Source organism: Scytonema sp. PCC 10023 (assembly GCF_963920835.1).
Lineage (GTDB): Bacteria > Cyanobacteriota > Cyanobacteriia > Cyanobacteriales > Nostocaceae > Kalymmatonema.
The window spans coordinates 59423-73007 of the sequence record NZ_CAWUDP010000042.1; the positions used below are offsets into that span (position 1 = coordinate 59423).

General features: G+C 44.8%; 10 protein-coding genes. 3 read left to right on the forward strand and 7 right to left on the reverse strand.

Annotated elements, in window-relative coordinates; translation table 11 throughout:
* Positions 1-11 precede the first annotated feature (11 nt).
* Complete coding sequence (locus ACM0OZ_RS24275) at positions 12-1040, forward strand: zinc-dependent alcohol dehydrogenase family protein (RefSeq protein ID WP_414585381.1); 1029 nt, start codon at positions 12-14, stop codon at positions 1038-1040.
* A gap of 21 nt (positions 1041-1061) precedes the next feature.
* Here ACM0OZ_RS24275 and ACM0OZ_RS24280 read toward each other — a convergent pair whose 3' ends face one another.
* From ACM0OZ_RS24280 to ltrA, 3 genes are all read right to left on the reverse strand, one after another.
* A complete protein-coding gene (locus ACM0OZ_RS24280; protein WP_414585382.1) occupies positions 1062-2015 on the reverse strand; it encodes a tyrosine-type recombinase/integrase in 954 nt (317 codons plus the stop codon).
* Positions 2016-2126: 111 nt separating this feature from the next.
* Complete coding sequence (locus ACM0OZ_RS24285; protein WP_414585383.1) at positions 2127-2723, reverse strand: hypothetical protein; 597 nt, start codon at positions 2721-2723, stop codon at positions 2127-2129.
* An 8-nt stretch (positions 2724-2731) separates the two neighbouring features.
* Positions 2732-4489 (reverse strand): group II intron reverse transcriptase/maturase, encoded by a 1758-nt coding sequence (gene ltrA / locus ACM0OZ_RS24290; RefSeq protein ID WP_414585384.1) that lies wholly within the window; start codon positions 4487-4489, stop codon positions 2732-2734.
* Between the two features lie 1269 nt (positions 4490-5758).
* Between ltrA and ACM0OZ_RS24295 the strand changes: the two genes are divergently transcribed.
* Entirely contained in the window at positions 5759-6064 is a 306-nt protein-coding gene (locus tag ACM0OZ_RS24295) for a hypothetical protein (RefSeq protein WP_414585385.1), read from the forward strand.
* Between the two features lie 794 nt (positions 6065-6858).
* Positions 6859-7755, forward strand: a complete 897-nt coding sequence (locus ACM0OZ_RS24300; protein ID WP_414585386.1) for a hypothetical protein — start codon at positions 6859-6861, stop codon at positions 7753-7755.
* A gap of 113 nt (positions 7756-7868) precedes the next feature.
* Here ACM0OZ_RS24300 and ACM0OZ_RS24305 read toward each other — a convergent pair whose 3' ends face one another.
* From ACM0OZ_RS24305 to ACM0OZ_RS24320, 4 genes are all read right to left on the reverse strand, one after another.
* Positions 7869-9551 carry an AAA family ATPase gene (locus tag ACM0OZ_RS24305; RefSeq protein WP_414585387.1) on the reverse strand — a complete coding sequence of 561 codons (1683 nt, stop codon included), beginning with the start codon at positions 9549-9551 and terminating at the stop codon, positions 7869-7871.
* Between the two features lie 247 nt (positions 9552-9798).
* Positions 9799-11247: a hypothetical protein gene (locus ACM0OZ_RS24310; RefSeq protein WP_414585388.1), complete on the reverse strand. Its 1449-nt coding sequence runs from the start codon at positions 11245-11247 to the stop codon at positions 9799-9801.
* Complete coding sequence (locus ACM0OZ_RS24315) at positions 11247-11561, reverse strand: hypothetical protein (RefSeq protein ID WP_041039907.1); 315 nt, start codon at positions 11559-11561, stop codon at positions 11247-11249. The genes ACM0OZ_RS24310 and ACM0OZ_RS24315 overlap by 1 nt, the downstream gene beginning before the upstream one ends.
* Positions 11562-11639: 78 nt before the next feature.
* Positions 11640-13457, reverse strand: a complete 1818-nt coding sequence (locus ACM0OZ_RS24320; protein WP_414585406.1) for a type IV secretory system conjugative DNA transfer family protein — start codon at positions 13455-13457, stop codon at positions 11640-11642.
* Between the last annotated feature and the right edge of the window lie 128 nt (positions 13458-13585).

Sequence of the window (13585 nt, forward strand, 5' to 3'; positions counted from 1 at the left end):
GGAGATTTATCATGACTACAACCACTCAAATTTATCGCTTCCATCAGTATGGTGGTCCTGAAGTATTGCAACTCGAAACTGTACCGACACCGCAACCTGGTCCTGGGGAACTCCGCGTTAGGGTACAGGCAATGAGCTTAAACCGCGCTGATTTATTGTGGATGGCAAATACTTACGTGGAAACGCCGACATTGCCTTCACGAGTTGGCTACGAAATTGCGGGTGTTGTGGAAGCTGTTGGTTCCGGAGTTACCGAGTTTAAGGTGGGAGACCGAGTCAGTTCAATTCCAGCCTCCTCGATCAGTGACTATGCCAACTTTGGCGAAACAGCTATCTTACCAACACGGGGACTGATGAACACACCGGATAGTTTCACCCCCGCACAGGGCGCTGGATTTGCCTTTGCATATTTTACAGGTTATTTTGCTTTGCTGGAAATAGGACGGTTGCAGCCTTACCAAACAGTTCTCATCACTGCCGGAACTAGCACAACTGGACTAGCTGCAATTGCAATGGCGAAAAAGATTGGTGCCAAAATTATCGCCACAACGCGCACCAGTAAAAAGCGGGATATATTGCTGAATGCGGGTGCCGATTATGTCATCGCTACTGAGGAAGAAGATTTGGTCACCCGCGTTATGGAAATTACCAACGGTCAGGGTGCCGATGTGGTCTATGATGCTGTAGCTGGCTCCCTGAGTGAAAAACTGGTGCAAGCAACAAAAATTCGCGGACATTGGATTGTCTACGGCTTACTTGATGCGGACAATCTAGGTGCGTTTCCATGGTGGGGGGTGGCGACTCGTAGCGTCCAGTTCCACTTCTACAAAGTGTTTGACTTCACGGGCAACCAAAATCTGGGACTATCGGGGGATGAAGCTGCCTTTGCACGGGCAAAAGCCTTTATTGCTGCGGGATTGGCGGATGGTTCTTTCCCGATTATCATTGACCGCGAATTTCAAGGACTAGAGAGTCTACCGGATGCAATGCGCTACATGGCATCGAATCAGGCGGGTGGAAAGATTGTGGTGACGCTGTAGCAGTTTTGGCATTTTATGTATTCAGTTCCGTTTAGTGTAAGCTATATCCAAATGCTCCATTGCTTTGCGCTTAGTTTCCTCCCCACGTCGGTCATACTTTGCAGTCGTCGAAGGGCTGGCGTGTCCGGCTAATTTTTGCACAGTTACAATATCCACCCCGCTATCGAGCAAGTCCGAGCAAAACGTCCTTCTAAAATCATGGGGGCTGAAACGCTCAACACCAGCTGACTCTGCCCTTTTTCTCACAATCATCAGCACCGCTTGCGGTGTCATCCGCCGCCATTGTAACTCTCCCCCTTTGCGGATGGGAAGCAGCAATGGTCCTGGTCGTTTGCCACGGATAACAAGCCAATCTTCCACTGCCGCTATTGTAGTTGATGGCATATACACCGTGCGGTCTTTTCCGCCCTTGCCACCAAGAATCTCCAAAGCACCGCTCGTGGCATCAAAATCTTTCAAATGTAAATTGACTACCTCTTGTCGCCGCAGCCCGCAGCGGAGTATAGCAATTAACGCCGCATCACGAGCGCCAACAGGCGCTTCATCTGCAGTACAAACCTGCATCAGTGCTGTGATTTCCTTTGTCGTTAGCGCCCTGCCTTGGAGTCTTTTTTTAACATTGATGCTCGGCAAATCCACTGCCTTTCGGTAGTCAATTGCATCCATCAAATCCAACTTAAACGCTTCTTGCAGCACTCGGCGCAACGCACACAACATCTTATTTGCCGTCGCAGGAGCGTGTTTTTTCATCAAGGCAGAGCGGACTGCGGCTGTGTGCTGATATTTTAGCGCTCCCCAGTTGAGGGTCATTGCATCACATTCCCCATTGGTTAGTAATGATGCGATCGCATTTAAGGCTTGTTCCATCGTTGGTCTTGACCCAGGAGCAAGAGAATCCAGATACACCGCAGCTGGATGTAAGGTGAGCGGCAATGGCTCGCCCAAAACCAATGACTTGACTGCCCCAGAACGCATTTATTTATCAGAAGTGATATTCTAGTAAATAATTCTCCCACGGTTCGTGCATCGCCATTGCTATTAGTCAAGTATTGGTTCGCATTTCTTTATAGTTGTGAGAGAGTATTTTCACCTGATTGGGTGGTATAGTCCGTCAAGAGCATTCCATTCCCATCCCACAGTCATTGGATCGCGATTTCTTGACCAACTCGTAAATTCTTTGGCGCTCTTGTTTTCTCTTTCAGCAATCAAGCTTTGGGGGCTGACACCAAGTCTTTGGGCTAAATTTTCATTATTCCTGGGTTGCAACTCAACTTGGGGTTGCTGGTATGGGTAGGCTTGTTTGCGAGGTTTAATGTTGTTACCTAATCTCCCGGAGGCGATACGCCTAAAGGCGTCGGTGTTCTGCGCGATCGCCCGTTCGATTAGCTCCAGTTTCTTGGCTATTGCTTCTAGTTTTGTTTCTAAGTTAGGAGAAGTCGCTCTTTCGAGCTTCGACAGCCTCTCCTCCAGCTGCTGAACTGATTTGCTGCCTGCGGCGACATCGATATCAATATTGCTATCAAATTTTGATATAACTTCTTCTAACTCTTTGAGCAAGGCAATTGTATGACCCTCTCTGTGCAGCTTGGATAATTGGCGTACTGCTGGAATGAGCGCGGATGGGACGCGAATCATCTCGCTCTTTGGGGACTTTTTGTTATCGTCAGACTTGTTTGCAGCCATTTGTTGAACTAAGCCACCTCGTCACCAGGGTAACTCGTCTTCAGAACCGGACTTGAAATTTTCACTTCATCCGGCTCCTCAGTATAAGAATCATTGACATTGATACCGTGTTTTTCATCATGACAGTGTAGGTGTAACAATTCTAGATTTTCTAGTTGATGGTTTCCACCACGGTGTTGCGGTTGGATGTGGTGTACTTCTAAGATGTCTCCATCCCGAAAGTAGAGTCCACAGTGATTGCATTTCCCTTGTTGCCTCTTTAAGAGTTTTGCCTTTTGAGGAGGCATTTGGGGGTATTTGCTAAGTCTTTGACTCCAATAAAGGAGGTTTCCGTCAAATGGGCTGGAATTTCCACTTACTTTTACATGGCGGTTAATGGACACCTCACTATGTCGCATTAGCCATGCATTTTCTGTTTGAAAACTCCAGTTGTTTCCTCCCCGAGTTCCCCAATATTTATTGATTACCCATTGTTTGGGTTTATTGGGATGTCTTTGAAATGCCCATCTGCGAAGCTTGTTCCAGACCATATGGTCTAATTTCTGGAACGTATCGGTGCTACATACCGTCCTGAAATAATTAGCCCATCCCCTGATTATAGGGTTTAGCTGTTTAATCAGTGCGGATTGTGGGGCAGTCTTGTTTCTTTCTATGATTGAGGATATCTGTTCATAGTGGGTTGAGACTGCTTTACTAGATGGGGTGATGATGGTTTTGAAACCCTGCTTGGAGTGACATTTTCCTACATTGTATTGCCGAAGATTGAACCCAAGGAATTTGAATCCTGGTAGGGAATCTTCTTGTGGCTGCAATGTGTGTGTAATGTGTGTCTTAGAGGATTTTAATTCCAAACCCATGTCTTTTAACCATTCAGTTATGACCAATTTGCAATCCTCAATTACTTTTCGGTCATGATGTAGGATTACGAAGTCGTCGGCGTATCTAATCAGGTTTAATGCCTGTTTGTTGCTTCTTTTGCCACCTTTAAGGGTTTCGGCATACTGTTTTATCCGGTATTCCATGCCATGTAAGGCTATATTTGCCAAAAGGGGGGAAATTACCCCTCCCTGGGGTGTGCCTTCATTGGAGAAATGGAAAGCTCCGTTATCCATTACTCCTGCTTTGAGCCAGCCTTTTACCAGTTTTCTCATTGCTGGGTAGGTGTTCAGTTTGCGGAGTAGTGCTTCCTGGTTGATGCGGTCAAAGCAACCTTTGATGTCGGCATCCAGAACCCATTTGGGTTTAATATGGATGGCAGAAAATATTGCTTGGATAGCATCATGACATGAGCGTCCTGCTCGAAAGCCATAGCTGTTTGGTTCAAATTTTGCTTCCCATTCGGGTTCGAGTGCAATTTTTGCCAAAGCCTGTAATGCTCGGTCGCACATTGTAGGGATGCCAAGGGGTCTTTTTTCGTGACTCCCTGGTTTAGGTATCCATACTCTACGGGTTGGTTTAGGTTTGGGATGATTTTTTAACTCATTTACCAGTGAGAATCGAATGGGAGGAGTTAAAGATTTTACTCCATCTACACCAGCAGTGTTTTTCCCTTTATTCTCTTGTGTTACCCTTCTGACCGCTATCATTCGGGCTGTCCAGGACTTCATCACAGTTTTCTGGAGTCGGCGAACCGTTCGACTGTCATCACGTTGTGCGGCTCGATAGATTCTCTTTTGCAACTTAAATAAGCGCCGTTCCAGCTTTCGCCAGTTGACCTTATTCCATTCCGTCATCGGAGAAAATCCCCGTGCTTTAGATTTATTCATCGCTACTAAAAACCCTATCTTTTCTTACACCGTGAGTCTGTCTGCATATCCTCGTCATTACAACGGGGCATTCGCTTCTGACTCAATCCTTCCCCAATAAGGTTTCTGGCTAGCTACCTACTTAGAAAATCGACCGGAATCTAAGAACCATATTAGGGTTACTTCGTTCCTGGTAGTCATTGGTTGAACTTTTAGGGTGGTACTATTCACCGGGGATGTTCAGGGAATCGAATAAAGAGATATCAATCCTTATTCCTTTTATCCCGCTGCCTTTTGGCTATGGTGTGTCAGCCTGATTTCACCATTTCAAAATTACGATGATTCGGACGTACCTTTCTTTCGTACCCATGAGTTCTTGCCTTCTATTACACCAACTTAGGCTGTTAGTGTTTTCGGTTTCGACCCCGCTTTACTAAGTGGTTTGCTATTCCAACTTAGTATGGGTAGGGCTTTCACTCGGATTCCGCGAGGGCTAGGCTTTCACTAGCATGACTGACCAAGTTGTCAAGGTTTATACACCTTGCGGCTTTTCCCCCATAATCCTTATTTTTGGATATGGTTTGTAACCAACGAATCACACGATATCAACTTTGATAGCGAAATAAGTGAAGTATAAATAGGTTAACCCCTCATATCCCCCCTTTTTTATTGTTCTAAGGAACTATTGCGGCGAGAGCGGGCAGTTAGCAGTAAAATTTTTAAGCTCATCCCCCGACGCTCAGTACGGGGGATTTCACGGGCATGGGGAATGGGGCATGGGAAGAACCTACCTATGCCCGTTTGCCCAATGCCCTAGTCGGCGGGCGGCGGTTCCTCCCCCGACGCTCAGTACGGGGGCTTAAGCGCCGACTTCGGTGACCTAATTGCTAGTTTAAAAGCCCGGTACTTTAGGTGTTTATAGGATGCCTGCGGTTCCTTCTGAGCGGCAAAACGCAAAGGTTAGGCCGAACATAGTTCGTTTAAATCCTTCTCCAGTTTGCGTGATTTTTACAACAAAGTAAGGTTGATTCCTCCAACGCTTTCCAGTTCTGCAATATCAACTGGAGACTCAAGCACGCGATTTTGGTGCAATGCGAACAAAAGTAAACTCACATCTTGCACCAAGAAAAATTGATGGTACTTCGTCACTCAGTATGAAACCAAAAGTCCTTTATATAGCGAGAAAAGCCAAGAAAAATAATGTAGCTTTATCGCACATATTTTTGGTTTGTACGGGCTTATACGGTTAGGTGCAAGATGTGAGTAAACCTAATTCGCGGTCAAGATAGCATGACCGTGGAAGCAGATTTAGTAGAGCTAGCACAGAAGCACGTCAATGATTATGCCTCCAAGTGGAAAAAACAATTAAGATTGTACGGACAAGAAGATAAATTTTGGGACTGGGAGTTTAAACTTCAGTTCGTCATTAGCAAACAACCAAACCGCGAACGGCATAAGTCACCCCTAAGCCCTGAGTCCTTACGGACACGCTGCTTTGTAAGTCCAGAGGACAGGCTGCGCCAACACGAACGCGAGTGCAGTGCGTGCGCGAAGCGCTCAGTGTGCGCTTTGCGCTTACGGGCACGCTACGCGTGAGGGGTCCTGCGCTTTGCGCTTACGCTTAATTCAAAATTCACGCATTATAAATTCAACGCCATGTTGAACCTCTGGCGCATCAATCCCACAGATCCGGATTTTAAGTTCTTGTCCGTTAGTTTGCCGAACTTTCAAGGTATCGCCATCAGAAACTTTAACAACTACCTAGCTGTCAGCAGGTGGTAGAGCCTCCCTATTGACTCCTTTGAGTAATTTAGTACATCCATATCTAGGAAAAATAAGTAGGATTCCTAAGATTAAGGTTTCTATTTTATGTATTTTTCTTGAACTTGTCTCTGTAATTATGCCACTTGCTATAGTAAAAATTTTTTCTAATATGAATACAGTACATTTTTAGGTCAATTGTGTTGAGAGGATATGAAAATTAATGCTTTAGGAGGAACCACTAAAGTAGCTGTGGTGAGCAACGCAAAGCTCCCCCATCCTGCGGCTCTTTTGAGGGCTTAAAAGTTGACAATATGCCTGTCAATGCTTCATACCAACTCAAACCCTACCAGCCTGCACCCATAGAAGCTTTGCAGAAGCAAGAACAGCCAACTTCAAAACCCCAAATGGACAAGTCGTAATTGTTCATAAAACGCCTGGTGCTGCTGTATCTATCACACTCCCTACTAGTTCAACTAGAAACTTAAGCATTTATGCTTGTGGCTTTGGTACTCTTCGCGCAACAAGTAGCTCTCCTTTACCGAGCTTATTATCTCAGTCAAGCAGCGAAATACTGACTGTTTCCTCATAGAACTGAAAGTTTTTAGCGAGTATTTGATTTAACAGTAATGACAACCATTAATCTAGAATTTACCCAAGATTTTTATGCAGGCTTAATGAAAGAGGCTGAAGCTGAAGCTGCATATACAAAGGAAATTCCTATAGTCACTGTAACAAAACTGCGATGGCAGCACTACACTTGGACTGCTTACAAACTTCCAACAGGACAGCTTGTTTTCAGTGATCGTCAAATGGCACTGGCTGTTGGACAATCTAAAGAAGCTGCCTTGGATTTTGTACGCAGCAACAACTTAAACACCATCCTCGTGCAACTTCCAAACCGCACCCTAATGAAAGCAAATCCGCTCTCTACAGTGGCAGCTTATTGGAAATCACTTCATCAGCTAGGCTTTACCAATTGTTCCAATTCATTTAACTGGAAGGAATTTTTAGAATGGGTAGAACAATCAGCAAGCAAGTCTTTGAAGAGTGAACTTTGCCCCATCTCCAAATTCAAAATGGATACCCAGAACCTAAAAACTGTAGTGTCAGCTCAACCCATAAAATTGCAACTACAAAACTCCTACACCAGTAATCAGAATTTACAACTAGAAGTGCTAGCACTTTCTTCAGGAGAGTACCGCATTAGCCATCAATCAGGACTCGCCGTAATCGGAACCAACTTAAACTGGTTAAAGGAATTAAAAAATTCCCCTAGAAAGTTAAGAACCTTAGAAAATAAAGGGTTCTCTGGATTATCAAAATTTTGTTATGTACATACGCCAGATGGTGCCCAAGAAATTGAAACTCTTAGTCTAGATGACTGGCTAACGATTTGGGAGTATTTTGCCAACCATAGCAATACTAAAGCCAGCGCTGTTTTGAAAGCATGTGCCAAAGAGAGTATTCAAAAGAGAGCGGCAATTGCTGCTACGGCTGGATTTAACCAAGCACGACTCAATTGAACACACCCTACCCAGAGCAAACTCTGCATCTTTGATATTGGAGTTAAAGCGACTCAGAAAATTTATTTTTTGATTCATAGTTAGATTTATCTAACCGTAACCATTGACTTAATTTAACTCAGAGATGCGCTTTTCTCACCCCAAAATGTGCTACTGGGCGGAGCATAAATGCTAGTGTCTTCTCTAGATGCTGGTTGGGCGACATATCTAGCCCGATTTTCAATTGCCAAGATTCTATCGGTGTCGCGGACATAAAGCGGCACCATTGCTTCTCTTTCTGCTAGAAGTTCATGCAACCCTATTTGAATTGGTAGAGATTGGTGGAATAATTTACGAGCTGCCTTTTCTACCATTCGAGCCAGTTCAGCTCCTGTACAGTTAACCGTCTTACCCAACAAAATCCGCCATTGGGATTCACTCAAAGGGCTATCAGGGCAGTGGTAGCGCTCATCAAATCGTGAGGCGTGGAGTGTAACAATCTGCTTACGCTCAATGGCAGTTGGAAAGCCAATATAAAAAATTTCATCAAATCTACCTACACGAGTTAACTCTGGAGGCAGTGCATCTAGTCGATTGAGAGTTGCCACTACAAACACAGGACTTTGCTTATCTTGCAACCAGGTAAGCAAAGTCCCCAAAATTTGTTTACTGCTGCAATCTTCCCCTGAAATTGTATTAGCAGTAAACAACTTGTCTAATTCATCAAAATAAAGCAGAACTGGAGCGCAGGCTTCAACACGAGTCAGTAACCGCTTTAAATAAGTCGCCCCACCCGTCGCCACTGCTCCTGTATCTACACTAACCAGAGGAAATCCCAATTCCCGTGCTGAGACGTTTGCTGCCAGTGTTTTACCCGTTCCCGGTGGTCCAACTAGCAAACACCCTTTAGGGAGCGGGATATTAGCGGCTCGTGCTTCAGGCGCAAAATCGCGTTTGGCATCTTGAATAAACTGCCTCAAGTTATCCAAACCCCCAAAGTCGCGCACATTTGGCTTTGGGACAAAATTTAAATTAAACGATGCAAAGCGGTTGATTTTATAGTTCAACAGCGATTGTGCGTAGACGCCCAGAGGGCGGCTTCTCGCAGAGTAGCGCACGCTACGCGAACGCACTATGTCGGTTTCTTGCACTTTGTCACTTTGGGCTGCAATTGCCAGCCTTAATCCGGCTTTAATATCTTCCTTGGTTAACCCAGCAGCAGCAGTGGTGAGCGCAGCAACTTCTTGTGGCTCAACTTGTTCGCCGGTCAAAGTTGGCAAGTAAGCTGAAATCAACTCAGCTATCTCATCACTTGTAGGCAACGGCAACTCTAAAGTCTCAATTAGCCCACTCAAGGTCGCAGGTAACTCCATTTCATCGGTAACAAGCAGAATCAAAAACTTCTCAGATTCAGTCGCTGTTAACTCTGAGTAAGTATTAATTAACAGTGATTTTAATTCATCCCCGTCAATACCCTTCATACAAGCAGGTAAATTTTCTAATACAAAGATTCCTGTATGGGTTTGCTCCCTAACGAATTTTAAGGCAGCAAGCGCACGTTGACCTGGAGTGCTTTGGTTACACTCCCCAAACTTGAAACCTTCCCTTATCGCAACACGCTCATCATGCTCGTTATAGTTAACAGAGTTGAATTGTTGTCCTTGCCCCAAATTCCACAAATACATAGGCAGTTTTAACTGGGGTGTAAGCTCTTTGTGTAACAATGATAAAATTGTTAGTCGCTCCCTTACAGGTGCAACAACAGAAATTACCCTTTCACCGGCAGCAATCAGTGTTTTTAGCTCTTGTACATTCATTGGTTTAAAATATTTTCATTTACGAGGATTTACTCTTTAAAACAGGTTGAGATGAGCGTCGCTGAGTTCTCCAGAACATAATACGCGTATGCCTGCGGCACGCTTTGCGCTTACGCTTCAAGTCAGAATTTAAAAGAAAGAGAAATCTCTTTTTAATTTTTACTTGTTTCTACAAACCCCTAAATAAATTTAGGAGTTTTGTTATTTTGCCTTTTTACTTTTTATTTTTACTTGTTATGACACCGCTTTAATTAAGCTCTAGTTGTTTTTGAGACTGCTTTTGAGATTGTGTTTGAGGTAGTTGAGTTTGACGTTGTGGCGTGGATTGTTGGAGAACTGGCAACATTTGCTCGAAGTAAGCTAAGTCTCGCTCACTCATGCGAGTTTTCATCTGCCCTTGGGCCTTAAGCAACAGCGAACCACGCCCATCTTTAGCATCTATCCGCACTTTGCCATCAGGAGTGGCTTTCCACTTGTATGAAAATTGACCATCGACTTGAACATCTTTTCCTTGCCTTTGAGCGTATTGACTTAAAGCTGTGGTAATCGCATTGACTCTAGCAAAATACTCTGTCTCTTTCTTACCCACAGGGGCAAATGCCCCACTAGGTTCTTCACCCCGGCTTTGAGAAATGCGGAGTTGTTTGAGGTCTTGATAGACTGATATCTCCAGCTGGCTTGACTGTGAGACACGCACTCCAATCGGGGATGCGTCAAACTGCATTAATGTCTTACCTGACTTATCACTTAAGGTATAAGATTGCCCAGAACGGGCGATGGCATAACCCGCAGTATGATAAGCAGTTGCACCTGGTGATGTGCTTGTATCAAACAAAGTTTTAATCGCTGCTGCTGCTTTGACATCACGCGATCGCCTTACTAAAGAAGCCCACGCAGTTTGAGCAGTATTCGCCACAGAACGCGCTGCTTGCTGCCACCAGTTCGTGTTTTTAGGTTCCTGAAACCGCGCTTTGATTAACTCATCAAACTGCCGTTGTTGATTTTGTAGTTGAGAGCGTTGCAGTTCCTGCATTTGATTCAGTTGAGCAGTTAAAAGCTGTTTTAAACTGCTATCGGGCAATGTCTCAAGAGCAGTCTTTACTCTTGCCCCGCCAGTTTCAGTAACAACAGAAGTTTGTTGAATTTGTGGTTGTGGTGGTATAGGATATGTTACTACTGAATCAGGTTCTTGAGGTATAACTTTTCCTAAATTAGGCTGTTCTTCAACATTCACACTTTGATTGTATTCATCTGGTAATTCCTCCTCATTCACAAAAGGATTATCCAAATCTGGATATTCATCTGTGACAGGCAGTGCCTCAATTTGTTGAGGAGTTTTATTATCACGATATTGCTCATAAAATGAGTTAGTAATTACTTTACCTAACTCATCAGATTCGAGAACAACCTTACCATCTAACTTGACTCGCATTGAAACGGCGCTCTCTACAACACCACCAACAGGAGTATTCTGCAATTGACCCAATCGCTCAAGGATAGAGGGACTAAGGTCATTAACTCCTTGACCGTAAACAATGCGATTGCCATCAGTAATTTCAATTTCTGGTTTCTTGTCTGCTTCTTGCTGCTGTTTATTTTTGTCAACAAACTCCCGCAGCCAGTCTTCAATCAACCGTAAATACTGCTCGGTAAAAGAGCCAGACTCACCCGCAGAGATAGGAAAAACACCAGACATTACAATTCACCTCCATTCTTGTACACAGTCGCCAGAATGTGCAATCGATTCACAATGACTTGATTACCACAGCAAAAAACTCCTAGCTTGCCATCAAAAAACCAGGCAATAAATTTGCTTGGCTCATCTATATTTCGCTCACCTTCATAAACAACACTTCCTAGTACCTCACCTACAAGTAAGCCTTGCTGATCAAAGACTTCAGTTACCAAGGGCGAGTAATTCATTTCAAAAGGAGGTAGCTGCATCGCTTGTTCTACGCGCTCCTGCCATTCAGGATATTCGGCTAGTTGTGAAAGTAAAGATGTATTCATGCGCTATATCTTAAGTAACAAATATGAACTACCCACGCACTCCGCTGCACCGCATCTGGGGACTTCCCGCGCTGGGTATTAAAACACTGCTGCTAAGTCTTCTTCGACAGGTGTTTCTGTTGGTGCAGGGAACAATTGTTCAGCTAAATCACGCCGCTCTTGAAATTGACGCGATCGCTCCTCATCAGTCACACCTGATGAATTACTGGCAATTAATCTTTGACGAATCAAGTCCCACTTCGCCTCACTCCAATTCATTTGGGCAATATCTGCCTGGGGAACTTTCACTGATTGCAGTAAGGGAACATACGCTTCATTACCACGGGTGTAAGCTGGGTTAATAATCACTGCCCGTCCTGTCCCTAATTTGGCAAACTCAGCCGCTTCCAGCAAGTGCCGTTTCTGGTTTTGGTCATTTAAGCTTTGAGTTGTGCCACCTTTGCCAGTGCTTCGAGATTTAGATTTGAAATTCACTTGCATCTCTCCCAAGTAATCAGAAAATAGCTTGGCAGATTCTGGATCTTGGGGGTTAAAAATAAACTTTGTTGCCGTTCCTCCCAAAATGGCACGAGCCAATTCCTTACCGTAAGCTTTCTCCAACTGAACAATGTTTTGATAGCCTAAAATCCCACAAAATCCGTCTTCCCGGTTTTCGTTGAGCCAATTCACCAGTGCTGGCAGATATAAAGTCGGTAATTCATCCAGCGCCACAACCAAAGGGTCTTTGCGGGGAACCGTCCGCGATACATTCCGAGATACAATCATGTGTAAGATAGCAGCCAACAGCGGTCCCACAATATCCCGGTTATTGCGGTCTAAGCCAAACACGATCAGTTGTTTACCATCCAAATCTAGGGGGAGGGTCGTCTTGCCACAGAATGCACCTACAAAGTCTTTCTTGAGGAACCGCTGGAAGATGCGCTGTGCTGTCCCCACAATGCTGGCAACGGTTTTCTCAGAGTCCTTGACGCTGATGAGCTGAGATAAAGGTCGAGTTGTCCAGATTTTCAGTTTGTCCCTGGAAGCCGCCTCTAATCGCGCTGGCAAATTGGGTAAAGATAAAATCGCCTGCGCCATCATCAAATCGCAGTATTTATCGTCCCCAGTAAGAGTTTGAATCGCCTTGGTGACAAGCAAAATCCCCTCAACCAAACTGTCCCCAGCTTCCTCAAAAAACTTATCCCCACCGTTATTTCCGCCACCTTTATCAAAGTTACGGGCAACCACCATCGCCATTTGACCTGCTGCGATCGCATCCTCTTCGTCTTTAATTAAATCCAGGGGATTGCAGACTTCCGACTCTGGAAACCCCGGTGCAAACACTCGCACTGTGTAGCCGCGCTTCATGGCATAGGCTACGGCGCGTTTAGTTTGAGCCGGATACTTGAAGTCGTACAGACACATTGGAAAACCCTGGTCAAAAGCAGAACGGATCAGGGGGTCAATCACGCTGAAGGTCTTACCAGAACCTGCTGCACCGATAGCGGCAATACCCCGTTGGGCATCTGGGATGTATAAAGTGGGGGTGGCGTTAAGCGATTGCAGTGGCTTTGTCCACTTGAGAGGAGATGGTGTTTTCATCAATCCATCCTTGCGCCATTCATTTTCTAGGCGATCGCGCATTTCTCTTGGAGTACCCACATACAGCGCCACGTTGTTGCGTGTCACTTTTAACATTTGCTTTTTAGCTATGATCGCTGCTTTTTGCTTTTCCTTGCTACCACCCCAATAGCTAGTAGCAATCTTGCCTTTCTTCGCGCTCTTAGCGCTCCAGAGTTGCAAAACTGCGATGACCACCAAACAACCCAAGAGCATTAGCCCTGATTGTGATTTGAGTAAACCCGTAAGTTGTTCACCGACCCGTCCTGTCGTAGACTGCGATGGGGACGCTGGCATTTGAATTAGGTAGTGAGTTGAAACGTGAGTATTCATGGCTGATGTCGCTTGCTCCAAGTTAAAAGTCAAAATAAGAAATGGTACTGTCACTTCGCTCGAAGTCAAAAGATAATATTTTTCTCTCTTTC

Coding starts and splice junctions, on each gene's coding strand:
- ltrA (WP_414585384.1), bottom strand. CDS start 4,489: ATGAATAAATCTAAAGCACGGGGATTTTCTCCGATGACGGAATGGAAT.
- ACM0OZ_RS24310 (WP_414585388.1), bottom strand. CDS start 11,247: ATGTCTGGTGTTTTTCCTATCTCTGCGGGTGAGTCTGGCTCTTTTACC.
- ACM0OZ_RS24285 (WP_414585383.1), bottom strand. CDS start 2,723: ATGGCTGCAAACAAGTCTGACGATAACAAAAAGTCCCCAAAGAGCGAG.
- ACM0OZ_RS24295 (WP_414585385.1), top strand. CDS start 5,759: ATGACCGTGGAAGCAGATTTAGTAGAGCTAGCACAGAAGCACGTCAAT.
- ACM0OZ_RS24320 (WP_414585406.1), bottom strand. CDS start 13,457: ATGCCAGCGTCCCCATCGCAGTCTACGACAGGACGGGTCGGTGAACAA.
- ACM0OZ_RS24305 (WP_414585387.1), bottom strand. CDS start 9,551: ATGAATGTACAAGAGCTAAAAACACTGATTGCTGCCGGTGAAAGGGTA.
- ACM0OZ_RS24275 (WP_414585381.1), top strand. CDS start 12: ATGACTACAACCACTCAAATTTATCGCTTCCATCAGTATGGTGGTCCT.
- ACM0OZ_RS24280 (WP_414585382.1), bottom strand. CDS start 2,015: ATGCGTTCTGGGGCAGTCAAGTCATTGGTTTTGGGCGAGCCATTGCCG.
- ACM0OZ_RS24300 (WP_414585386.1), top strand. CDS start 6,859: ATGACAACCATTAATCTAGAATTTACCCAAGATTTTTATGCAGGCTTA.
- ACM0OZ_RS24315 (WP_041039907.1), bottom strand. CDS start 11,561: ATGAATACATCTTTACTTTCACAACTAGCCGAATATCCTGAATGGCAG.